The sequence below is a fragment of the Streptomyces sp. NPDC002886 genome (assembly GCF_042888445.1).
Classification (GTDB): domain Bacteria; phylum Actinomycetota; class Actinomycetes; order Streptomycetales; family Streptomycetaceae; genus Streptomyces.
Genome location: NZ_JBIAPV010000007.1, coordinates 190,579 through 213,771 on the forward strand (window position 1 = coordinate 190,579; position 23,193 = coordinate 213,771).

The window sequence follows — 23,193 nt, forward strand, 5'->3', positions numbered from 1 at the left end:
GCTAGCCGATGCCCCGCCAGCCCTGCGGGTCAACCCCGCCGGGCACCGGTGCCTGCGGGTCATAGGGCTCGCGGGTGAACACGAACGAGCCGAGGTCGAGGTGGCTCACCGATCCGTCCGGCCGCCGTACGGCCCGCAGCGACTCACCCGCGTAGTAGCCGGCCAGCCCCGTCCAGCTGCCGTCCGGCTCCGGCCGGAACCGCGCGGACCGGCCGCTCCCGCCCACCGGGCCCAGCTCCAGGAAACCGTCGTAGGTCAGCCGTACGGCCTGGGCCGACGTGCCCCAGTACCAGGGGCCGCACAGCTCCAGCGCGACGGGATCGGCCTCCCGCAGCGGCCGCCACGGCTCGGGGATCCGCGGCTCGGCCTCGGCGACGATGCCCACCAGATCGGCCGCGAGGGCCGAAGCGGGCAGCCCCGAGGTGCAGTTGGCCAGCACCACCGCGGCCACGTCGTCCTCATCGCTCAGCCACAGCCCGGCGACGAACCCCGGCAGCGAGCCGCTGTGGCCCACGAGCCGGCGCCCGCCGTTCAGCGTCAGCTGCATCCCGAGCCCGTATCCGAGGTCGGCGATCCCCGGCTCCGGGGGAGTGGCCGCCGTCCGCATCTCGCGTACGGACCCGGCGCTCAGCACGCGCGCGTCGCCCCGTACGAGGAACGCCGCGAACTTCGCCAGGTCGCCGGTCGTGGACCACAGCTGGCCGGCCGGGGCCATGAGGCCGAGGTCCTCCATGGGTTCCGGCATCATCACGTCGGCCCACGGGTGGACCGCCCAGCCGCCGGCGTGCGGGGCCACCGGCTGCGCGGTGGTGCGCTCCAGCCCCAGCGGCTCCAGCACCTCGGTGCGGAGCGCTTCCTCCCACGGCCTCGCGCGGACGGCCTCCACGAGCGAACCGAGCAGGGTGTAGCCCGGGTTGGAGTAGTGGTGGCGCCGTCCGGGATCGAAGCGGAAGGGGCGCTCGCCCAGGACGTCCGAGAGCTCGGGCCGCAAGGTGCCCGCCGTGCGCTCCCACCACTCGCCGGGCGTCTCCGCCGCCAGTCCGGAGGTGTGGGACAGCAGTTGCCCCACCGTCACCTCGCCGACGCCCGTACCCGGAAGGAACTTCTCGATCGGGTCGCCCAGTTCGAGCAGGCCCTCGTCCCGGAGCCGCATCACGAGCACGGCGGTGAACGTCTTGGTGATCGACCCGATCCGGTACTGCACGTTTCCGTCGGGGCCATGCCCCTCGACCATGGTCCGGGACCCCTCCCAGACCACCTCTCCGCCCCTCACCACGGCCGCCACCAGGGACGGAGAGCGGCCTTCGCGCTGCGCCACCGCGATCCGGTGACTCAGCGCACGCCTGGTCGCGGGCAGGAGGGAAAGATCATTCAGCGCGGCATCCATGCTGCGGATGCTACGTGTTGGCCATGTCCACGAACCGTGAATAGTGGCCCTGGAAGGCCACGGTGATGGTCGCCGTAGGACCGTTACGGTGCTTCGCCACGATCAGGTCCGCCTCGCCCGCCCGGGGGGACTCCTTCTCGTACGCGTCCTCGCGGTGCAGCAGGATCACCATGTCGGCGTCCTGCTCGATCGAACCGGACTCACGCAGGTCGGAGACCATCGGCTTCTTGTCGGTGCGCTGTTCGGGACCACGGTTCAGCTGGGACAGCGCGATCACCGGGACCTCCAGCTCCTTCGCCAGGAGCTTGAGGTTTCGGGACATGTCGGAGACCTCCTGCTGGCGGCTCTCGGGCCGGCGCGAGCCGCCCGACTGCATCAGCTGGAGGTAGTCGATGACGACGAGCGACAGGTCGCTGCGCTGCTTGAGCCGGCGGCACTTCGCCCGGATCTCCATCATCGACAGGTTCGGGGAGTCGTCGATGTAGAGCGGGGCCGCGGAGACGTCCGGCATCCGGCGGGCCAGCCGGGTCCAGTCGTCGTCCGTCATCGTGCCGGAGCGCATGTGGTGCAGGGCCACCCGGGCCTCCGCCGAGAGCAGGCGCATCGCGATCTCGTTGCGGCCCATTTCGAGGGAGAAGATGACGCTGGGCAGGTTGGCCTTGATGGAACAGGCACGGGCGAAGTCCAGCGCGAGGGTGGACTTACCCATGGCGGGGCGGGCCGCGATGACGATCATCTGGCCCGGGTGCAGACCGTTGGTCAGCGAGTCCAGGTCCGTGAAGCCGGTCGGGACGCCCGACATCTGGCCGCTGCGCGAACCGATCGCCTCGATCTCGTCGAGGGCGCCTTCCATGATGTCGCCGAGCGGCAGGTAGTCCTCGGACGTCCGCTGCTCGGTGACGGCGTAGATCTCCGCCTGGGCACTGTTGACGATCTCGTCGACGTCCCCGTCGGCGGCGTAGCCCATCTGCGTGATCTTCGTGCCCGCGGCCACCAGACGGCGCAGGACCGCCCGCTCGTGGACGATCTCCGCGTAGTACTCGGCGTTCGCCGCCGTGGGGACCGACTGGACCAGGGTGTGCAGGTAGGGGGCCCCGCCGACCTTGCTGATCTCACCTCGCCGGGTGAGCTCGGCGCTGACGGTGATCGGGTCGGCCGGCTCTCCCTTGGCGTAGAGGTCGAGGATGGCCTGGTAGATCGTCTCGTGCGACGGGCGGTAGAAGTCGTGGCCCTTCAGCACCTCGACCACGTCGGCGATGGCGTCCTTGGACAGCAGCATGCCGCCCAGGACCGACTGCTCGGCGTCGAGGTCCTGGGGCGGGACCCGCTCGAAGCCGCCGCCACCGCCGTCCCAGGAGCCGCCCTCACGGCCCCGATCGCTCTGTTCGTCCCCGCGGCCACGGCCTTCGCCGTTGCGGCGCGGACGGGCGGGCAGACGGTCACCTGGACCGCTGTCGGCCCAGGGGTCGTCCATGGGCTCGGACATGCTCACCGGGCCGCCTCCTCCCGTCCGCAACGCGGACCTTGCCGTGTCACTCTTTCTACGACACGGCTCTGACATTTGGGGCACCCGAATCGGCTCTCGGCGAGTCGGACAACGACCAACGGTAGGGCCGCCGGCGACGTCAGCCAATCTTGTTATCCACAGGCTGTGTGGATGAGGTGTGGATGACGGCGCCAATGCTGTGGGTAACTCCCCGGAAGCTGTGCACGGACCGGGGGACGGTGCTGTGGACAAAATCACCTGCCCCACCCGGATACCCCATCTGACCTGGGATTTCCCCCTCCACCGGCTGTGGGGGAGAAAATTTTTCGCCACTGTCTCGAGATCGCCTCCAACGAGGTGGGGCGAACGCTCGAATCGGCGTATCGGTAAGGATCCCAAAGGCCTTGCGTCTATTACCTGTGGAAGATTAGATTGAGCACATGAGACAGGCCCCCACCGCACCGAAGGCTGCCCCGAGACGGCACGACCGCGAGATCCTCGCCCTCGCCGTCCCCGCCTTCGGCGCCCTCGTCGCCGAACCCCTCTTCGTGATGGCCGACAGCGCCATCGTGGGGCACCTCGGGACACCCCAGCTGGCCGGTCTCGGCATCGCCGCCGCACTGCTCACCACAGCCGTGAGCATCTTCGTCTTCCTCGCCTACGCCACCACCGCGGCCGTGGCCCGCCGCGTCGGTGCGGGCGACCTCCAGGCCGCCATCCGGCAGGGCATGGACGGCATCTGGCTCGCCCTGCTCCTCGGTGCGGCCGTCGTCGCCGTCGTGCTCCCCACGGCACCCACCCTGATCTCCTTCTTCGGCGCCTCCGACACCGTCGCCCCGTACGCGATCACCTACCTGCGGATCTCGGCCCTCGGCATCCCCGCGATGCTCATCGTCCTCGCCGCCACCGGCGTCATCCGCGGCCTCCAGGACACCCGTACCCCGCTCTACGTCGCGATCGGCGGCTTCGCCCTCAACGGGGGCCTGAACGTCGCCCTCGTCTACGGGGCCGGCCTCGGCATCGCGGGCTCCGCCTGGGGCACGGTGATCGCCCAGTGCGCCATGGCCGCCGCCTACCTGGTCGTGGTCGTCCGGGGCGCCCGCAAGCACGGCGCCTCCCTGAAGCCCGACGCCGAGGGCATCCGGGCCTGCGCGCAGGCCGGTGCCCCGCTGCTGGTGCGCACCCTGTCCCTGCGGGCCGTCCTGCTGATCGCGACCGCTGTGGCCGCACGCCTCGGGGACGCCGACATCGCCGCCCACCAGATCCTGCTCTCCCTGTGGAGCCTGCTCGCCTTCGCGCTCGACGCGATCGCGATCGCCGGGCAGGCCATCATCGGCCGCTACCTCGGCGCGGGCGACACCGAGGGGGCCAAGGCCGCCTGCCGCCGCATGGTGCAGTGGGGGATCGTCTCCGGCATCGTCCTGGGACTCCTCGTGATCGCGGCCCGACCGGTGTTCATCCCGCTCTTCACCAGCGACCCAGCCGTCGAGGACGCCCTGCTGCCGGCCCTGCTCGTGGTGGCCGTCTCGCAGCCCGTCTCCGGAATCGTCTTCATCCTGGACGGCGTCCTGATGGGCGCGGGCGACGGACGCTACCTGGCCTGGGCCATGCTCCTGACCCTTGCGGTCTTCACCCCGGCCGCCCTGCTCGTACCGGCCCTGGGCGGCGGTCTGACGGCCCTCTGGTGCGCCATGACCCTGATGATGCTGGTTCGGATGGTCACCCTCCAGCTGCGTGCCCGTTCGGGCCGCTGGCTGGTCGCCGGGGCCACGCGGTAGCCCGTAAGAGCTCCGAGGCAGCCCCCGTAAGAGCTCCGAGCCGTTGTTTCACGTGAAACATGAGCGGCTCGGCGGCTCTGTTCCACGTGAAACAACGAAGAAGGGCCGCACCCCCACAGGGGTGCGGCCCTTCATGCGCAGCCCTTAGGCGGCGACGACCTCGATGCCGACGGTCGCGGCCACGTCAGCGTGCAGACGCACGGAGACCTGGTACGAGCCGAGGGTCTTGATCGGGGAGCCCAGCTCCACGCGGCGCTTGTCGACCTTCGGGCCACCGGACGCCTCGATCGCCGTGGCGATGTCGGAGGGCGTGACGGAACCAAAGAGACGACCGGCGTCACCCGCGCGGGTGGCCAGACGGACCTTGACGTTCTCGAGCTTGGCCTTGAACTCGTTGGCCTGCTCGATGGTCGCGATCTCGTGGATCTTGCGGGCGCGGCGGATCTGCGCCACGTCCTTCTCGCCACCCTTGGTCCAGCGGATCGCGAAACCACGCGGGACCAGGTAGTTGCGAGCGTAACCGTCCTTGACGTCGACGACGTCGCCAGCGGTGCCGAGGCCAGAGACCTCGTGGGTCAGGATGATCTTCATTATTCGGTCACCCTTTCCTTATCGCGCGGTGGACGTGTAGGGCAGCAGTGCCATCTCACGGCTGTTCTTCACAGCCGTGGCGACGTCACGCTGGTGCTGCGTGCAGTTGCCGGTGACGCGGCGGGCACGGATCTTGCCACGGTCGGAAATGAACTTCCGCAGCATGTTCGTGTCCTTGTAGTCCACGTACGCGGTCTTGTCCTTGCAGAACGCGCAGACCTTCTTCTTAGGCTTGCGCACAGGCGGCTTCGCCATTGTGTCTCTCCTGTGAAATCAAGAAGTGGGGGTGCGAGCTGCCCTAGAAGGGCGGCTCGTCCGAGTAGCCACCGCCGGAGCCGCCGGAGCTTCCGCCCCAACCGCCACCGCCGCCGCCCTGCTGCTGGCCGCCGGCCGGCGCACTGGACGCCCAGGGGTCGTCGGAGGGTGCTCCGCCGCCCTGGGGAGCAGCGCCGCCACTGGGGGCTCCGCCCCAGTTGCCACCGCCGCCGCCCTGCTGCTGACCGCCGCCACCGCCGCCGTATCCACCCTGACCACCGCGACCAGTGGTCTTGGTGACCTTGGACGTGGCGTTCTTCAGGCTGGGGCCGACTTCCTCGACGTCCAGCTCGTAGACCGTGCGCTTGACACCCTCACGGTCCTCGTACGACCGCTGCTTCAGCCGGCCCTGCACGATGACGCGCATGCCCCGCTGAAGGGACTCGGCGACGTTCTCAGCCGCCTGACGCCAGACCGAGCAGGTCAGGAACAGGCTTTCGCCGTCCTTCCACTCATTGGTCTGCTTGTCGAAGGTGCGGGGAGTGGACGCGACACGGAACTTCGCGACCGCCGCACCCGAGGGGGTGAAGCGCAGCTCGGGGTCGTCGACGAGATTGCCGACGACCGTGATGACGGTCTCGCCTGCCATGGATGAACCTCTCGGCGGGGATTGCTGCTGGGCTGCTGTGCTACTCGGTCCCGATTACCGCTGAACCGAAGTTCAGTGGGTCTCGGGGCGGAGGACCTTGGTCCGGAGAACCGACTCGTTCAGGTTCAGCTGTCGGTCAAGCTCCTTGACGACCGCAGGCTCGGCCTGGAGGTCGATGACCGAGTAGATGCCCTCGGGCTTCTTCTTGATCTCGTAAGCGAGACGACGACGGCCCCAGGTGTCGACCTTCTCGACCTTTCCGTTGCCCTCACGGACGACAGAAAGGAAGTTCTCGATCAGCGGGGAGACAGCGCGCTCCTCGAGATCGGGGTCGAGGATGACCATCACTTCGTAGTGACGCATGTGGAACCCACCTCCTTTGGACTCAGCGGCCACGGTCGTTCCGTGGCAGGAGGGTCGTGATGCGTGCGCACGGCATCTGCAGAGCAGACACCGCGCAGCTGTACAGACTACCTCCTCGACTCCTTCCGGTTGAAATCCGGCAGCAGGAGGCCACAATCTGTATGCATCGGGTGTGCTCGGTGCTATGCCTTCGGTTCCTGCCGCAGGAAGCCCGCAGCACCGCTCTGCTGCAGCCAGGAGGTGCCTTCCGATGGCACAGGCAATGCGTCCTCAGTCCTCCATCTCGCTCTTCGCGACCGACGGCAAGCCCCATCCGCTCCAGGACACCCTGGTGGCCGTCACCCTGGTCCTCGGCGCCGTGGCGTTCGTCACGGGCTTCTTCCACCATCTGCACCTGCTCAGCTCGTGGACCGGGCTGATCGGGATCGTCACCGGGCTCTACGGCCAGTTCATCTCCGCCACGACACGCGAGCGCACAGCACTGATCATCGGCCTTGGAGCCTCGGCCATCGGCTTCTTCCTGGGCATGGCGCACGGCGGTCTCTTCGGCGGCTGGCTGGGCTGACCGGGTGCCTCCGCGACGGGGCGCCGGCCTCCCACCGGCCCAGGCCCGGCCTGTCCCCCAGATGGGTGGCGCCCCCGTCGCAGTAGGCTTCGCGCCATAGCCAGCGAAGCCGCCGAGGAGACGCCCCGCATGAGCCTGTCCCTGAGGACCATCAGCCGAGAGCAGCACCTGGGCTACCTCCAGAGCCTGCCCTCGGCTAGCCACTGCCAGGTCCCGGCGTGGGCCGACGTGAAGAACGAGTGGCGATCCGAGAACCTCGGATGGTTCGACCAGTCCGGCGAACTCGTCGGCGCCGCACTCGTGTTGTACCGACAGCTGCCCAAGGTGAAGCGGTACCTCGCGTACCTCCCCGAGGGCCCGGTCATCAACTGGTACGCCCCCAATCTCGAAGAGTGGCTCCAGCCGATGCTGGCGCACCTCAAGCAGCAGGGCGCCTTCACCGTGAAGATGGGCCCGCCCGTCGTCATCCGCCGCTGGAACTCGACCGCCATCAAGGCCGGGATCCAGGACCCGGAGGTCAAGCGCCTGCGCGACGTGGAGGCCTCCGTCATCGAGCCCCGCGCCTTCGAAGTCTCCGACAAGCTGCGCCGGATGGGCTGGCAGCAGGCCGAGGACGGCGGCGCCGGCTTCGGCGACGTCCAGCCCCGGTACGTCTTCCAGGTCCCCCTGGCCAACCGCTCGCTGGACGACGTCCTCAAGGGCTTCAACCAGCTGTGGCGCCGCAACATCAAGAAGGCCGAGAAGGCCGGCGTCGAGGTCGTCCAGGGCGGCTACGAGGACCTGCCGACCTGGCAGAAGCTGTACGAGGTCACGGCCGAGCGCGACAAGTTCCGCCCGCGCCCGCTCAGCTACTTCCAGCGCCAGTGGACGGCCCTCAACTCCGAGGACCCCAACCGGATGCGGCTCTACATCGCCACGCACGAGGGGGAGCCGCTGGCCGCCGCCACGATGCTCACCGTCGGCCAGCACGTCTGGTACTCGTACGGCGCCTCCGCCAACCACAAGCGCGAGGTCCGTCCCTCGAACGCGATGCAGTGGCGCATGCTGCGCGACTCCTACGCGCTCGGCGCAAGCGTCTACGACCTGCGCGGCATCAGTGACACCCTGGACGAGAACGACCACCTGTTCGGCCTGATCCAGTTCAAGGTCGGCACGGGCGGCGAGGCCGTCGAGTACGTCGGCGAGTGGGACTTCCCGCTCAACAAGCTGCTGCACAAGGCGCTCGACATCTACATGTCGCGTCGCTGACCCGCTCCATCCACACACACCGCACCGCTGCACCACGCAGCTTTTCGAGAGAGGCTCCGGACGGGCATGGCGCTCACGCTCTACGTCGACACCGCGCGCTGGCGTGCGCACCAGAAGCAGATCCAGGACCAGTTCCCGGGGATGATCCCCGTCTGCAAGGGCAACGGCTACGGCTTCGGTCACGAGCGGCTCTGCGAGGAGGCCACCCGGATGGGTGCCGACGTCCTCGCGGTCGGCACGACGTACGAGGCCGCCAGCATCAAGGACTGGTTCGGGGGTGACCTGCTCGTCCTCACCCCGTTCCGGCGCGGTGAGGAGCCGGTGCCGCTGCCGGACCGGGTCATCCGCTCGGTGTCCTCGCTGGACGGGGTGCGCGGCCTGGTCGGCGCCCGGGTGGTCATCGAGTGCATGAGCTCGATGCGCCGGCACGGCATCTCCGAGCAGGAGCTGGGCCAGCTGCACTCGGCGATCGAGGACGTCCGGCTGGAGGGCTTCGCCCTGCACCTGCCGCTGGACCGCCCCGACGGCTCGGACGCCGTCGAGGAGGTCATCGGCTGGATGGACCGGCTGCGCGCGGCCCGGCTGCCGCTGCACACGATGTTCGTCAGCCACCTGAAGGCCTCGGAGCTGGCGCGGCTGCAGCAGCAGTTCCCGCAGACGCGCTTCCGGGCCCGCATCGGCACCCGGCTGTGGCTGGGCGACCACGAGGCGACCGAGTACCGCGGCGCGGTCCTCGACGTCACCCGCGTCGCCAAGGGCGACCGGTTCGGCTACCGGCAGCAGAAGGCCGCCTCCGACGGCTGGCTGGTCGTCGTCGCCGGCGGCACCTCGCACGGAGTCGGCCTGGAGGCCCCCAAGGCCCTGCACGGGGTGATGCCGCGCGCCAAGGGCGTCGCCCGCGCCGGACTCGCCACCGTCAACCGGAACCTGTCGCCGTTCGTGTGGGCGGGCAAGCAGCGCTGGTTCGCCGAGCCGCCGCACATGCAGGTGTCCATCCTGTTCGTGCCGTCGGACTCTCCCGAGCCCAAGGTCGGCGACGAGCTGGTGGCGCACCTGCGCCACACCACCACCCAGTTCGACCGGGTGCTCGACGCCTGAGTCACTCCCCGGGGCGTACGCCCCAGTCGACCCGCTGACCCTCCGAAGGCGCCGCGTCCTGCGGCGCCTTCGCCGTCTGCGCGAGCGTGAAGACGTCCTCCGCGCCGTCCAGGACGCCCCCAGAGGGGTCGTCCGAGCCGTCGCGCCGCACCACGTCCCGATCGGGCAGCAGGACGTCGCGCACGACCACCGCGCACAGGTAGAGCGTGCACAGCAGGTGCGCCGCGATCGACAGCTGGTAGCCCTCCAGCGGCAGGCCCTGGTGCTTGTCGCCGCTGGTCGTGTAGGCGAGGTAGAACCAGATGCCCAGGAAGTAGATGACCTCGCCGGTCTGCCAGATCAGGATGTCCCGCCAGCGCGGCCGGGCCAGTGCGGCGAGCGGGATGAGCCACAGCACGTACTGGGGCGAGTAGACCTTGTTGACCAGGATGAAGGCGGCCACCAGCAGGAAGGCCAGCTGGGCGAACCGGGGGCGGCGGGGCGCGGTGAGCGCGAGCAGGCCGATGGCCGCGCACAGCAGCAGCGTCAGGCCCGTCGCGTAGGTGTTGGCGTCTTCGAGCGGGTTCCCGGAGCGCTGGGAGATCAGCAGCCACACGGATCCGAAGTCGATCGGCCGCTCCTGGCTGAAGGTGTAGAACTTCTGCCAGCCCTCCCAGGCGAAGAGCATGACGGGCAGGTTCACCACGAGCCAGGAGCCCACCGTGCCGCCGACCGCCGCTCCGAAGGCACGCCATTTCCCGGCCCGCCAGCAGAGCACGAACACGGCCCCGAGGAGCAGCAGGGGATAGAACTTGGCGGCGGTGGCCAGGCCGAGCAGCACGCCGAAGGCCAGCGGCCGGCTCCGCGACCACATGAGCATCGCGGCGGCGGTCAGCGCGATCGCCATCAGGTCCCAGTTGATGGTCGCGGTCAGCGCGAAACCGGGCGCGAGGGCGAAGAGCAGCGCGTCCCACGGGCGGCGGCGGTGGGTGCGGGCCACGCACACCGCGATCACGGCGGCGCAGACCATCAGCATGCCCGCGTTGACCATCCAGTACATCTGCTCGCGGTGCTGCATGGAGCCGCTGCCGGGGGTCATCCATGAGGCGACCTTCATGAAGAGCCCGGTGAGCACCGGGTACTCCAGGAACGGCATGTCGCCGGGGATCCGGTCGAAGTACGGGACGAGGCCGTCGGCGAAGCCGCGCACGACGAAGAGGTGCGGGATGTCCGAGTAGCAGGCGTGGGTGTACTGGGAGCCGGCCCCGCGGAACCACGCCCAGTTGTAGCAGGGCAGCTTCTGCGCCATGCCGAGCGCGAACATCCCCAGGGTCACGAGGACCACGACCCGTACCGGGTTCAGCCAATGGCCGCCCAGCCGGGCGTAGCGGCCCAGCGGGCCGCCGATGAGCTCGCTCCCCGCGGCGGCCACCTCGTCCTGCTGGGTGGGCAGTACGGGGCTGTCCTCGTGCACCTTCGTCATGCGCACATCCTGCCGTACGGCGCCGCCCCCTCCCAGGACAGCGTGCGAGAGGGCCGCCGCACTCGGTGCGACGGCCCTCTCCTGCCGTGTCGTGGGACGGCCGGTCAGCCTCCCGTGGAGCCCCCTATGGGGAAGCCGTCACCGCCGCCGTTCGTCGCGCCGCCCGGCCGGCCTCCGCCGCTCGACTTGCTGGGTGAGGGCGAGGGCGACTTGGAGGAGCTGGGGCTGGGGTCCGGGTTGCAGATGGCCCACGGCTTGCAGGTCGGCTTGCCGCCACGCGACGGGCTCGGGCTGGGGGACGGGCTCGGGGAGGGCGAGTTCGACGGGGACGGCGAGGGGGAGGGGGACGGGGAGGGGGACGGCGTGGGCGAGGGGGCTCCGGAGGCGTCCGCGACGATTCCGATGTCCTCGGGCTCCGGGAACTCCTTCCTCGGGGCGCCGTTCAGCGCCTCCTTCATGTACTTCGTCCAGATCTCGGCCGGGATGTCACCACCGTGGAGGGAGGGGATGCCCGCCACGCCCCTCATCGAGATCAGTTCCTTCTTCTTCGCGCTCGGGTCCGAGCGGAACAGCGCCACGGAGGTGGACAGCTCCGGGGTGTAGCCGACGAACCAGGCCGACATGTTCTTGTCGGTGGTACCGGTCTTGCCCGCGGCCGCCCGGCCGAGCTTCTTGGCCTTCGTACCGGTGCCGTTCTCGACGACGTTCTCCAGGACCTTGGTGATGTTGTCCGCGATCGAGTCGTCCATGGCCCGCTTGCCCTTGGGAGGACCGAAGTCCGGCAGGTCCTTGCCCAACTTCTGGACGCTGGTCACCGAGTACTGCTCGTGGTGGACGCCGGAGGCGGCGAAGGTGGCGTACGAGTTGGCCATCCGGATGGCGCTGGGGGTCGAGGTTCCCAGGGCGAAGGAGGCGTTGGCGTTCGGGTCCATGGAGTCCGGCAGGATGCCGGTCGCCTCGGCGACGTCCCTCACCTTGTCGTGTCCGACGTCGAAGACGAGCTGTGCGAAGGGGACGTTGATGGACTTCTCCATCGCCTCGTTCAGGGTCACGTAGCCGTAAGCGGTCGGGCTCTCGTTCTTCTGCCGGAACGGCTTGCCGGATCCGTCGCGCAGCGGCTCGCCGGCACGGTTGTTGATCACCGTGAGGTCGTTGGCCTGGTACTTGCTGTCGGCCGAGATCCCCCGGCCCTTGGAGTTCTGGGTGCCGTACTCCATGGCCGCCGCCAGCACGAACGGCTTCCAGGTCGAGCCGACCTGGACACCGGAGGTGTTGGCGTTGTTGTTGAAGTGCTTCTTGTCGAAGCCGGGACCGCCGTACAAGGCGACGAGCGCCCCGGTCTTCACGTCCACCGAGGCCGCGCCGAACTGCACGAAGGTGTCGGTCTCGGGCCGCTTCTTCTCGTCGAGCAGCCCGTCGCGGGTGTTCTCGACGGCCTTGACCAGCGCGTCCACCTTCTTCTTGTCGAAGGTGGTGTGGATCCGGTAGCCGCCCTTGGCCAGGTCCTCGGCCTTGATGCCCTTCTTCGCCAGGTACAGGTTGGCGGTGTCGACGAGGTAGCCGATCTGCCCGGACATGCCGGCCGCCTGAGCGGATTCGACGAAGGTGGGGAAGGTCGTGTACTTGTCCCGCTCGGCCTTCTGCATGCGCCCGACCTTGACCTCGCGGTTCAGGACCCACTCCCAGCGCTCCTGCGCCCGCTTGGTGTTCTGTTCCGGCGTGGCCAGGGGGCCGATGCCGCCGTCGGGGTTGTACAGGTTCGGGCCCTTGAGGACGGCGGCCAGGAAGGCGGTCTCGGAGGGGGTGAGCTTTTCGCAGTCCTTACCGAAGTAGGCGCGCGCGGCAGCCTGGATCCCGTAGGCGTCGCGGCCGTAGTAGGCGGTGTTCAGGTAGCCGGCGAGGATCACGCTCTTCTTCTCGTTGACACCCAGCTTGATCGAGATGAAGAGCTCGGTGACCTTTCGCTTGAGCGTCTGCTCCGAGTCCAGGTACTGGTTCTTCACGTACTGCTGGGTGATCGTGGAGCCGCCCTGGGTGGATCCGCCCTTGGCCATGTTCCACACGGCGCGGGCGATGCCCATCGGGTCGACGCCCTTGTCCGAGTCGAAGGACTCGTTCTCCGCCGCGATCACGGCGTCCTGCATGGACTTGGGGATCTTGTCGATGGGGACGATCTGGCGGTTGACGGAACCGCCCGTCGAGACCATCTGGGAGCCGTCCTCCCAGTAGAAGACGTTGTTCTGCGCCTTGGCCGTCTTGTTCACGTCGGGCTCGTTCACCATGGCGATGCCGATGCCGGCGCCCACCGTGATCATCGCGAAGAAGCCCAGGGCGGTGCCGCAGACGAGCTTCCAGGAGGGGACGAAGCGCTGCCAGCCGGTCTTCTCGCCGCGCGGGTAGTTGACGAACCGCTTCGGGCGGCCGGCGCCCGCGGCGCCGCGGGCCCGTCCGGCCGGGGCGCGGCCGGCGGCTCTCCGGGCGTCCGCCCGGCTGCCGTGGCCCGGCTGCTGCCCGTACGACCCGCTGGGTGACGCGGTGGGGACGTCGCGCCCGGCGCCCCGGGAAGGGCGCTGCTGGGCGGCCTTGCGGGCGGCGGCGCGGCCGCCGCCCTGGGGCTGTTGCGGTTTGCGGCGGTGCTCGCTCATCGAACGACTACTCCTCGGGCAGGCGAGTGGCCTGGAAGCGGCAGGTGAGTTCCGGTCCCCCCGGTGTCATGGCGCACAGACTACGCACGCCCAAAAGCGACTCAGTGCCGAAGTTCACCCCAAATCAGGCAACTTGCCTCACCCAAATCGACGATGTGACGCCGGTCACCGTGTCACCACTTGTAGCGGAGGGCTACCCGTTCTATCGTCTGGATGTATCGAGTCGATACATCAGCTCGACATAAAGACTCCGAGGCAGGGGAAGGGCAAGCTGATGAGCAGGCGCTCAGGCATTCTTGAGTTCGCTGTTCTCGGCCTGCTTCGCGAATCCCCCATGCACGGTTACGAGCTGCGCAAGCGGCTCAACACCTCGCTGGGAGTGTTCAGAGCGTTCAGCTACGGGACGCTCTATCCCTGCCTCAAGACGCTCGTCATCAACGGCTGGTTGATCGAAGAGCCGGGCAATGCCCCGGAGGACGCTCTCGCCGCTTCACTCGCAGGGCGCCGCGCCAAGATCGTCTACCGGTTGACGGCAGCAGGTAAGGAGCACTTCGAGGAGCTCCTCTCCCACACGGGCCCCGATGCCTGGGAGGACGAGTCCTTCGCCGCCCGCTTCGCCTTTTTCGGCCAGACCGAACGAGACGTACGCATGCGGGTACTGGAGGGCCGTCGCAGCCGCCTTGAGGAGCGCCTGGAGAAGATGAGCGCCTCGCTGGCTCGCACACGCGAGCGGCTCGACGACTACACGCTCGAGCTGCAACGCCACGGCATGGAATCCGTGGAGCGCGAAGTGCGCTGGCTGAACGAGCTCATCGAGAGTGAGCGGGCGGGACGGGATCAGAGACGACCCGGTCCGTCCGACGAAACTGCAAAGTGAGGTCTGCATCTCGCAGGCCTCGTCCGAGAACAAACAGGGAGCAACCGGAATGGGTTCGGTTCGCGTAGCCATCGTCGGCGTAGGCAACTGCGCCGCCTCGCTGGTGCAGGGCGTCGAGTACTACAAGGACGCCGACCCGGCGGCCAAGGTCCCCGGTCTGATGCACGTCCAGTTCGGCGACTACCACGTCAGCGACATCGAGTTCGTCGCCGCGTTCGACGTCGACGCGAAGAAGGTCGGCCTCGACCTTTCGGACGCCATCGGCGCCAGCGAGAACAACACCATCAAGATCTGTGACGTCCCGAGTGCGGGCGTGACCGTTCAGCGCGGCCACACCCTGGACGGTCTCGGCAAGTACTACCGCGAGACCATCGAGGAGTCGGCCGAGACCCCGGTCGACATCGTCCAGACCCTTCTGGACCGCCAGGTCGACGTCCTGATCTGCTACCTGCCGGTCGGTTCCGAGGCTGCGGCGAAGTTCTACGCCCAGTGCGCCATCGACGCCAAGGTCGCGTTCGTCAACGCCCTCCCGGTCTTCATCGCCGGCACCAAGGAGTGGGCGGACAAGTTCACCGAGGCCGGTGTCCCGATCGTCGGCGACGACATCAAGTCGCAGGTCGGCGCCACCATCACGCACCGCGTGATGGCGAAGCTGTTCGAGGACCGCGGTGTCCGACTTGAGCGCACCATGCAGCTCAACGTCGGCGGCAACATGGACTTCAAGAACATGCTGGAGCGCGACCGCCTCGAGTCGAAGAAGATCTCCAAGACTCAGGCCGTCACCTCGCAGATCCCCGACCGCGAGCTCGGCGAGAAGAACGTCCACATCGGCCCGTCCGACTACGTGGCGTGGCTCGACGACCGCAAGTGGGCCTACGTCCGCCTCGAAGGCCGCGCCTTCGGCGACGTCCCGCTGAACCTCGAGTACAAGCTCGAGGTGTGGGACTCCCCGAACTCCGCCGGTGTCATCATCGACGCCCTGCGCGCCGCGAAGATCGCCAAGGACCGCGGCATCGGTGGCCCGATCCTGTCGGCTTCGAGCTACTTCATGAAGTCCCCGCCGGTGCAGTACTTCGACGACGAGGCCTACGCGAACGTCGAGAAGTTCATCAAGGGCGAGGTCGAGCGCTAGTCGAACCCCGGCGTCCTCGAGGACACCTGGACTTCGGCAGTTCTTCCGCGGAGGGTCCCCGGGCATATTGCCCGGGGACCCTCCGCGTGTGTGACCCTTTCCCTCATGGCTGTCGTACGTGATCTGCGCGTACTCCTGCGTCTGCGGGACTTCCGCAACCTGCTCGCCGTACGGCTGCTGTCCCAGGCCGCCGACGGCGTCTACCAGGTCGCGCTGGCCGCCTATGTCGTGTTCTCCCCGGAGAAGCAGGCCTCACCCGCGGCCATCGCCTCGGCGATGGCGGTCCTCCTGCTGCCCTATTCGGTGATCGGGCCCTTCGCGGGAGTCCTGCTGGACCGCTGGCGCCGCCGCCAGGTCTTCCTCTACGGCAACCTGCTGCGCGCCTTCCTCGCCTGCATCACCGGCATGCTGATCGTCGCGAACGTCCCCGACTGGCTCTTCTACGCCTCGGCCCTGTCCGTGACCGCGGTCAACCGCTTCGTCCTGGCCGGGCTGGCCGCTTCCCTGCCGCGGGTCGTCGCACCCGGTCAGCTGGTCACCGCGAACGCCCTGTCACCCACCGCGGGAACGCTCGCCGCCGTCGTCGGCGGGGGCCTGGCCTTCCTCGTCCGGCTCCTGGCCGACGAGTCCGACGCCCTGGTCGTGCTCCTCGGATCCGGCCTCTACCTCTGTGCGGCCCTGGCCTCCCTGCGCTTGGCCCTGGACCTGCTCGGGCCCGACCACCCTCCCGGCCGGATCAACCCGACGGTCCGCCAGGGGATCGCCCTCACCGTGCGGGGCCTGATCGAGGGACTGCGGCACCTGGCCTCCCGGCGCGAGGCCGCCCGGGCACTCACCGCCATGACCGTTATGCGGTTCTGCTACGGAGCCCTGTTCGTCACGCTGCTCATGCTCTGCCGCTACGCCTGGTCGGACAACGAGTCCGACGGGCTGGCGCTGCTGGGCGTCACGGTCGGCGTCTCCGGCGCCGGATTCTTCGCGGCCGCCGTCGTCACTCCCTGGCTGGTGGGCCGGCTGGGCGCCCTCGGCGCCATCACCCTGTGCGCCGCGGGCGCCGCGGTGCTGGTGCCGACGCTCGGCCTGTTCTTCGCGCCCGGACCGATGCTGGCGGCAGCCTTCGTGCTGGGCCTGGCCACCCAGGGGGCCAAGATCTCCACCGACACCGTCGTGCAGTACCAGGTGGACGACGCCTTCCGCGGCCGCGTCTTCTCGGTCTACGACGTGCTCTTCAACGCCGCCTTCGTCGGCGCCGCCGGGGTGGCCGCTCTCGTGCTCCCCCTCGACGGGCACTCCGTCCCCCTGATCCTCGGGGTGGCGATGCTCTACGCCGCGACCGCGGCACTCCTCATGCGCCAAGGCGATGTTTCACGTGAAACATCGCCCTGACCGCGGTACGACCGGCTCCGCGCCGCGATGTTTCACGTGAAACATCGCGGCGCGGAGCCCCTCAGGCCTGCGCGGCCCACCACTCCTTGAGCGCGGCGACCGCCGCGTCGTGCTCCATGGGACCGTTCTCCAGCCGCAGCTCCAGCAGGAACGCGTAGGCCTTGCCGATCACCGGCCCGGGTCCCACGTCGAGGACCCGCATGATCTCGTTGCCGTCGAGGTCGGGCCGGATCGCGTCCAGCTCCTCCCTCTCCTGCAGCTGGGCGATGCGCTCCTCCAGCCCGTCGTAGGTGCGGGAGAGCGCGTTCGCCTTGCGCTTGTTGCGCGTGGTGCAGTCGGAACGCGTCAGCTTGTGCAGACGGTCCAGCAGCGGACCGGCGTCGCGGACGTAGCGCCGCACGGCCGAGTCGGTCCACTCCCCGTCCCCGTAGCCGTGGAAGCGCAGGTGCAGCTCCACCAGCCGGGCCACGTCCTTGACCATGTCGTTGGAGTACTTGAGCGCGGTCATGCGCTTCTTGGTCATCTTCGCGCCCACCATCTCGTGGTGGTGGAAGGAGACCCGCCCGTCGCTCTCGAACTTGCGGGTCCGGGGCTTGCCGATGTCGTGCAGCAGGGCCGCGAGCCGCAGGACCAGGTCCGGGCCGTCCTCCTCCAGCGCGATCGCCTGCTCCAGCACGATCAGCGAGTGGTCGTAGACGTCCTTGTGCCGGTGGTGCTCATCGCTCTCCAGGCGCAGCGCCGGAAGCTCCGGCAGCACGTGCTCGGCCAGCCCGGAGTCCACGAGCAGGCCCAGGCCCTTGCGCGGGTGCGCGGACAGCAGGAGCTTGTTCAGCTCGCCCTGGACCCGCTCGGCGGAGACGATCTCGATGCGGCCGGACATCTCCGTCATCGCCGTCACCACGTCCGGGGCGACCTCGAAGTCAAGCTGGGCGGCGAACCGCGCCGCCCGCAGCATCCGCAGCGGGTCGTCGGAGAAGGAGTCCTCGGCGGTGCCAGGAGTGCGCAGCACCCCCGCCCGGAGGTCTTCCAGACCGCCGTGCGGGTCGATGAACTCCTTCTCGGGGAGCGCGACGGCCATCGCGTTCACCGTGAAGTCGCGGCGGACGAGGTCTTCCTCGATGGAGTCGCCGTAGGAGACCTCGGGCTTGCGCGAGGTCCGGTCGTAGGACTCCGAACGGTAGGTGGTCACCTCGATCTGCCAGGTTCGATCAGCGTCTCCGACGCGGGCCGCCTTCTGCGCACCGACCGTGCCGAAGGCGATGCCGACGTCCCAGACCGAGTCGGCCCACGGCCTGACGATCTTGAGGACGTCCTCGGGGCGGGCGTCGGTGGTGAAGTCGAGGTCGTTGCCGAGGCGCCCGAGCAGCGCGTCGCGGACGGACCCGCCGACCAGGGCGAGACGGAAACCCGCCTCCTGGAAACGGCGGCCGAGCTCGTCGGCGACAGGGGCGATCCGCAGCAGTTCGCTCACTGCGCGGGCCTGCCCGTGATTCAGGACACTGGGGTTGTCTTCGTTGGCGTTCGGCACAACAGAAAAGGGTACGTGCCCGGCCCGCCATGAGCGCCCGTGTTTTGCGGCCACCCCGGCCCACGGCCGCTCCGGGGCGGCCCCGATCATGTGGAGCAAGGCGCGGCACTCGCGCACAGCGGGCCTCGTTACCATGCGTGGACGCACAAACGACGACCACTGACACTCCGAGGGACGGGCGAGCGCGTTGGCCGAGGCGGCAGACATCCAGGGGGCGCCCGCTCCTGCCCGGCGACGCTGGCTGCGGCGCGCGGTCGTCCTGCTCGCCGGGACGCCGGTACTCGCCGGCCTGGTCTACTCGCACGCTCCCGAAGCGCAGGCCACCGACACGGCGGCAGCCGCCGTCGACATCCAGCTCGACGGCCTGGCGCCCACCGCCCCCGTCAAGGGTGACACCCTCACCATCACGGGCACCGTGGTCAACAACGGCTCCGAGAAGATCACCGACGCGCACGTGGGCCTGCGGGTCGGGCCGGCCCTGGGGGACCGCAGCTCCATCGACGAGGCCGCGGAGCGCGGCGCGTTCCGGGCGGGCGCCGACCCGGCGGAGGTCGGCGCCGAATTCGCCGTGAAGATCGATTCGCTGCCCTCCAAGGTCAGCCAGCCCTTCACCCTCAAGGTGCCGGTGAACAAGCTGGACCTGGACGAGGACGGCGTCTACCAGCTCGGCGTCTCCTTGTCCGGGGAGACCGAGAGCCGCCAGTACGAGCAGGTCCTCGGCATCAAGCGGACCTTCCTGCCCTGGCAGCCTGAGGCCGCCGCCAAGCGTTCCCAGCTCGCGTACGTCTGGCCGTTGATCTCCACCACGCACCTGACCTCGGAGACCGGCTCGGACGAGCTGCAGACCCCCGTCTTCCTCGACGACGGCCTCGCCGACGAGCTGAGGCCCGGTGGCCGCCTGGAGCAGATGGTCGCTCTCGGCAAGGACCTTCCGATCACCTGGGTGATCGACCCGGACCTGCTCTACACCGTCGACGCCATGACCAAGGGCTACCGGGTCCGGACCCCCGACGGCCGGACCGTCCAGGGCAAGAACAAGGCCATCGCCGAGCAGTGGCTGAGCGCGCTGGAAAGCGCCGTCCAGGGCAAGAAGGTCGTGGCACTGCCCTTCGCGGACCCGGACATCGCCTCGCTCGCCCACCGCGGCAAGGACGTCTCCGGCACCCTGGGACAGCTGCGGCCCGCCACCGACAAGGCGAAGGACGCCGTCGAGACGGTCCTGCACGTCCCCGCGACCACCGACTTCTCCTGGCCCGTCGAGGGGGCGATCGACCCGTCGATCGTGAACGTCGCGACGTCGGCCGGCGCCCACAACGTCCTCACCCGCAGCGACAGCCTCCAGGAGACCGGTTCCCTGGGCTACACCCCGTCGGCCGCTCGGCCCATCGGCGCGGGCACCACGGCCGTCGTCGCCGACGCCGACCTGTCCACCGCTTTCCGCGGGGACATGCTCCGCGCGGGGAACTCCACCGCCGCGGTGCAGCAGTTCCTCGCCCAGTCCCTCGCCCTGAACCTGCAGGAGACCGACAACCAGCGCAGCTTCGTCGTCGCCCCGCAGCGGATGCCCAGCGCCAGCCAGGCGCAGACGATGGCCGCCGCCATCCGGGGTCTGCAGTCGGGCCGCTGGAGCCAGGCCGTGGACCTGGAGGCGGCCGCCGCCGCGACTCCCGACCCCCGTGCCGCCACCCAGGTACCCGGAGCCGGCCAGTACCCCGAAGCGCTGAGCAAGCAGGAACTGCCGGTCTCCGCCTTCGAGAAGATCCGCACCACCGAGACCACCCTGGACCACTTCAAGGTGATCCTGACGGCGCCCGACCGCGTCGAGATCCCCTTCGGCAACACCACCAACCGGGAGATGTCCTCCTCGTGGCGCGGCCGCCCCGACGCGGCGCGCGAGTACCGGGACCAGGTGCAGGAGTACCTGATCCGGCTCACCGAGAAGGTCAAGATCATCCCCAAGTCCGACGCGACGCTCTCCGGACACAGCGCGACCATCCCGGTCACCGTCCAGAACAGCCTCGTCCAGGACACCCACAACCTGGTCCTGCGGCTGCGGTCCGCGAACCCGACCCGGCTGATGTTCGGCGACAGCGGTGAGGCCCAGCAGAAAGTCACGATCCAGGGCGGGCACAGCCAGACCGTGAAGTTCCCCGCCAACGCCACCGCGAGCGGCCCGGTCGAGGTGACGGCCCAGCTGTTCACCATCGACGGCGTGCCCTACGGCAAGGCCCGCAAGTTCACCGTCGAAGCCACCGAGGTGACCCCGACCGTCATGCTCGTCATCGCGGGCGGAGTCCTCCTCCTCGTGCTGGCCGGCATCAAGATGTACGCCAGCCGCAAGCGTGTCGCGGCACGCGCCGCCGCGGAGGAGAGCACGCAGCAGAGTGACGAGTCCTCGGACACCGGACCGCAAAGCGCGGACCCGTCCGGCACGGGTGAGACAGTGGACCGTTGAGCGACGCCGTGGCCGGTCGGCCTGGGGACGATGAGGTGGGGTTTCGATGAACGCGCCGTACGAAGGTGACCGTGCGCAGGGCACTGGCGGGCCCGCGCCCTCCCAGGGCACTGCCCCCGGCGCCCCGGTGCCGGGACAGGTTCCCGCGCCCGCGCAAGCGCCGGACCACGACCCTTATGTCCAGGACGCCTACGCCTACGACCCGTACCGGGCGCAGGACCTCTCCGCCCAGGACCCGGTGGCGGAGGTCCTGTACGACCGGGCCTCGCACCCGCCCCCGCCGCCCGGCACCTTCCAGGAGCCCGGTCCGCTCTACGCGGCCCCGGCGGCTCCCTCGTACGCCCCGGACCCCCGGGTATGGGCCCAGACTCCGCCGCCCGAGCCGGACGGCCCGTCCCGGCACCTGCCCTACGGCGACCACGCGACGACCACGCAGTTCGTCGGTGTGGACTCCCTCGTGACCAAGGCCGCCGACCAGGACCCCCGACCCGACGCCTTCGCCCACCTGTACCGGGACCAGGACGCGGCGCCGCGCACCCCCGCCGAGGACGCCCCGGTGGCCGCCCCCGCACCGAGCAAGCCCGCCGGACGCGCCTCCAGCCTGCTCAAGTCCAGCGCCCTGATGGCCGCCGGCACCATCGTCTCCCGCATCACCGGCTTCATGCGGACCCTGGTGATCGCCGGGGCCATCGGCGTCGCCACCCTCAACGACAGCTACCAGGTCGCCAACACCCTGCCGACGATGATCTACGTCCTGGTCGGCGGCGGCGCCCTCAACGCCGTCTTCATTCCGCAGCTGGTGCGGGCGATGAAGAACGACGAGGACGGGGGAGAGGCCTACGCCAACCGCCTGCTGACCCTCGTCATGGTCCTGCTGGGCGCCGTCACCGTGGTGTGTGTCCTCGCGGCACCGCTGTTCATCGGCATGATGTCGCAGAAGATCGCCGACGACCCGGCCAGGCTGGACGTCGCCGTCGCCTTCGCCCACTACTGCCTGCCCACCATGTTCTTCATGGGCGTGCACGTGGTCCTCGGTCAGATCCTCAACGCCCGCGGCCGGTTCGGCGCGATGATGTGGACCCCGGTCCTCAACAACATCGTCGTCATCGCCACCTTCGGCGCCTTCATCTGGGCCTTCGGCGGCTTCACCACCACGGGCGTCACCGAGGCCGGCATCACCCCCGAGGGCGTGCGACTGCTGGGCCTGGGCACCCTGCTCGGACTGGTCGTCCAGTCCCTGGCGATGCTTCCCTACCTGCGGGACGCCGGCTTCAGGCCGCGCCTGCGGTTCGACTGGAAGGGCCACGGCCTCGGCAAGGCCGCCGGCCTGGCCAAGTGGACGTTCTTCTTCGTCCTCGCCAACCAGCTCGGCCTCATCGTCGTCACCCAGCTCGCCACCTGGGCGGGCGAGGTCGCCGACAAGCAGGGCCACGGCGGTACCGGCATCACCGGCTACAACTACGCCCTGCTGCTCTGGCAGATGCCGCAGGCCATCATCACCGTCTCCGTCATGACCGCCGTCCTGCCGCGCATCTCCCGCTCCGCCCACGACGGTGACGCCGCCGCCGTCCGTGACGACATCTCCTACGGGCTGCGCACCTCGGCCGTCGCGATCGTGCCCTGCGCCTTCGCGTTCCTGGCTCTGGGCGTCCCCATGGCCGGTCTGCTGTACGCCGGTTCAGGTTCGCAGAGCGCCCAGAACATCGGTTTCATCCTGATGGCCTTCGGCCTCGGACTGATCCCCTACTCCGTCCAGTACGTGGTCCTGCGCGGCTTCTACGCCTACGAGGACACCCGGACGCCCTTCTACAACACGGTCATCGTGGCCGCGGTCAACGCGAGCATGTCCGCCGTGGCCTTCTTCGTGCTCCCCGCACGCTGGGCCGTCGTCGGCATGGCCGCCGCCTACGGCCTCGGCTACGCCGTGGGCGTCGGTGTCGCCTGGCGCCGCCTGCGCACCCGCCTCGGCGGGGACCTCGACGGGGCGCACGTGATGCGCACCTACACCCGGCTCATCGGCGCCTGCGTCCCCGCCGCCGCGGTGGCCGGCGCCGTCGCCTTCGCCGTCCTGCACTTCATCGGCAGCGGAGCCCTCGGCTCCCTCACCGCCCTGGTGGCCGGCGGCATCTCCCTGGCGGCCGTGTTCCTCGTCGCCGCCAAGCGGATGCGGATCGAAGAACTCAACGCGATGGTCGGGATGGTCCGCGGACGCCTGGGACGCTGATGCGTACAACCTTCCTCCCCTCTGGCGTGTCGTGCAGATCGGTGGACTGTGGGCACAATTGGCA

18 protein-coding genes are annotated in these 23,193 nt (G+C 69.4%); 9 read left to right on the forward strand and 9 right to left on the reverse strand.

What is annotated here, in order from left to right; genetic code table 11:
• Window position 1: 1 nt before the first annotated feature.
• Window positions 2-1,387, reverse strand: a complete 1,386-nt coding sequence (locus ACFYYB_RS29000) for a serine hydrolase domain-containing protein (protein WP_389438682.1) — start codon at window positions 1,385-1,387, stop codon at window positions 2-4.
• A 10-nt stretch (window positions 1,388-1,397) separates the two neighbouring features.
• Window positions 1,398-2,861 carry a replicative DNA helicase gene (gene dnaB / locus ACFYYB_RS29005; protein WP_266882008.1) on the reverse strand — a complete coding sequence of 488 codons (1,464 nt, stop codon included), beginning with the start codon at window positions 2,859-2,861 and terminating at the stop codon, window positions 1,398-1,400.
• A gap of 452 nt (window positions 2,862-3,313) precedes the next feature.
• On the opposite strand from dnaB, the gene ACFYYB_RS29010 reads away from it, so the two are divergent.
• A complete protein-coding gene (locus tag ACFYYB_RS29010; RefSeq protein WP_389438684.1) occupies window positions 3,314-4,651 on the forward strand; it encodes an MATE family efflux transporter in 1,338 nt (445 codons plus the stop codon).
• Between the two features lie 144 nt (window positions 4,652-4,795).
• Here the strand turns inward: ACFYYB_RS29010 and rplI are convergent, their stop codons facing one another.
• The 4 genes from rplI to rpsF all read right to left on the reverse strand — a co-directional run bounded on the left by rplI (window position 4,796) and on the right by rpsF (window position 6,509).
• Window positions 4,796-5,242, reverse strand: coding sequence for a 50S ribosomal protein L9 (gene rplI, locus ACFYYB_RS29015; protein ID WP_243331152.1), 447 nt, complete (start codon window positions 5,240-5,242; stop codon window positions 4,796-4,798).
• An 18-nt stretch (window positions 5,243-5,260) separates the two neighbouring features.
• On the reverse strand, window positions 5,261-5,497 hold the full coding sequence (gene rpsR / locus ACFYYB_RS29020) for a 30S ribosomal protein S18 (RefSeq protein ID WP_005315025.1): 237 nt from the start codon (window positions 5,495-5,497) through the stop codon (window positions 5,261-5,263).
• A 43-nt stretch (window positions 5,498-5,540) separates the two neighbouring features.
• Entirely contained in the window at window positions 5,541-6,146 is a 606-nt protein-coding gene (locus tag ACFYYB_RS29025) for a single-stranded DNA-binding protein (RefSeq protein ID WP_327305763.1), read from the reverse strand.
• Between the two features lie 72 nt (window positions 6,147-6,218).
• Entirely contained in the window at window positions 6,219-6,509 is a 291-nt protein-coding gene (gene rpsF / locus ACFYYB_RS29030; protein WP_015034882.1) for a 30S ribosomal protein S6, read from the reverse strand.
• 250 nt (window positions 6,510-6,759) lie between these two features.
• On the opposite strand from rpsF, the gene ACFYYB_RS29035 reads away from it, so the two are divergent.
• From ACFYYB_RS29035 to ACFYYB_RS29045, 3 genes are all read left to right on the forward strand, one after another.
• Window positions 6,760-7,074: a hypothetical protein gene (locus ACFYYB_RS29035; protein WP_388501502.1), complete on the forward strand. Its 315-nt coding sequence runs from the start codon at window positions 6,760-6,762 to the stop codon at window positions 7,072-7,074.
• A gap of 129 nt (window positions 7,075-7,203) precedes the next feature.
• On the forward strand, window positions 7,204-8,322 hold the full coding sequence (locus ACFYYB_RS29040; protein WP_243331146.1) for a peptidoglycan bridge formation glycyltransferase FemA/FemB family protein: 1,119 nt from the start codon (window positions 7,204-7,206) through the stop codon (window positions 8,320-8,322).
• A 66-nt stretch (window positions 8,323-8,388) separates the two neighbouring features.
• Window positions 8,389-9,420 (forward strand): alanine racemase, encoded by a 1,032-nt coding sequence (locus tag ACFYYB_RS29045; RefSeq protein WP_250738614.1) that lies wholly within the window; start codon window positions 8,389-8,391, stop codon window positions 9,418-9,420.
• A 1-nt stretch (window position 9,421) separates the two neighbouring features.
• Here the strand turns inward: ACFYYB_RS29045 and ACFYYB_RS29050 are convergent, their stop codons facing one another.
• Both ACFYYB_RS29050 and ACFYYB_RS29055 read right to left on the reverse strand, forming a co-directional pair.
• On the reverse strand, window positions 9,422-10,882 hold the full coding sequence (locus tag ACFYYB_RS29050; RefSeq protein ID WP_389438688.1) for a glycosyltransferase family 87 protein: 1,461 nt from the start codon (window positions 10,880-10,882) through the stop codon (window positions 9,422-9,424).
• Window positions 10,883-10,986: 104 nt separating this feature from the next.
• Entirely contained in the window at window positions 10,987-13,527 is a 2,541-nt protein-coding gene (locus ACFYYB_RS29055; protein WP_389438690.1) for a transglycosylase domain-containing protein, read from the reverse strand.
• Between the two features lie 274 nt (window positions 13,528-13,801).
• On the opposite strand from ACFYYB_RS29055, the gene ACFYYB_RS29060 reads away from it, so the two are divergent.
• The 3 genes from ACFYYB_RS29060 to ACFYYB_RS29070 all read left to right on the forward strand — a co-directional run bounded on the left by ACFYYB_RS29060 (window position 13,802) and on the right by ACFYYB_RS29070 (window position 16,922).
• A complete protein-coding gene (locus ACFYYB_RS29060) occupies window positions 13,802-14,404 on the forward strand; it encodes a PadR family transcriptional regulator (RefSeq protein WP_267754528.1) in 603 nt (200 codons plus the stop codon).
• Between the two features lie 49 nt (window positions 14,405-14,453).
• Window positions 14,454-15,536, forward strand: a complete 1,083-nt coding sequence (locus ACFYYB_RS29065) for an inositol-3-phosphate synthase (RefSeq protein WP_250738618.1) — start codon at window positions 14,454-14,456, stop codon at window positions 15,534-15,536.
• A 105-nt stretch (window positions 15,537-15,641) separates the two neighbouring features.
• The gene (locus tag ACFYYB_RS29070) at window positions 15,642-16,922 is read left to right on the forward strand and encodes an MFS transporter (RefSeq protein WP_389438692.1); all 1,281 of its coding nucleotides are present in this window, start codon (window positions 15,642-15,644) and stop codon (window positions 16,920-16,922) included.
• 61 nt (window positions 16,923-16,983) lie between these two features.
• Here the strand turns inward: ACFYYB_RS29070 and ACFYYB_RS29075 are convergent, their stop codons facing one another.
• Entirely contained in the window at window positions 16,984-18,450 is a 1,467-nt protein-coding gene (locus ACFYYB_RS29075) for a CCA tRNA nucleotidyltransferase (protein ID WP_389438694.1), read from the reverse strand.
• A 187-nt stretch (window positions 18,451-18,637) separates the two neighbouring features.
• Here ACFYYB_RS29075 and ACFYYB_RS29080 point away from each other — a divergent pair, with 187 nt between their 5' ends.
• Both ACFYYB_RS29080 and murJ read left to right on the forward strand, forming a co-directional pair.
• Window positions 18,638-20,905: a DUF6049 family protein gene (locus tag ACFYYB_RS29080; RefSeq protein WP_389438695.1), complete on the forward strand. Its 2,268-nt coding sequence runs from the start codon at window positions 18,638-18,640 to the stop codon at window positions 20,903-20,905.
• A gap of 46 nt (window positions 20,906-20,951) precedes the next feature.
• On the forward strand, window positions 20,952-23,129 hold the full coding sequence (gene murJ / locus ACFYYB_RS29085; protein ID WP_389438696.1) for a murein biosynthesis integral membrane protein MurJ: 2,178 nt from the start codon (window positions 20,952-20,954) through the stop codon (window positions 23,127-23,129).
• Window positions 23,130-23,193: the final 64 nt, after the last annotated feature.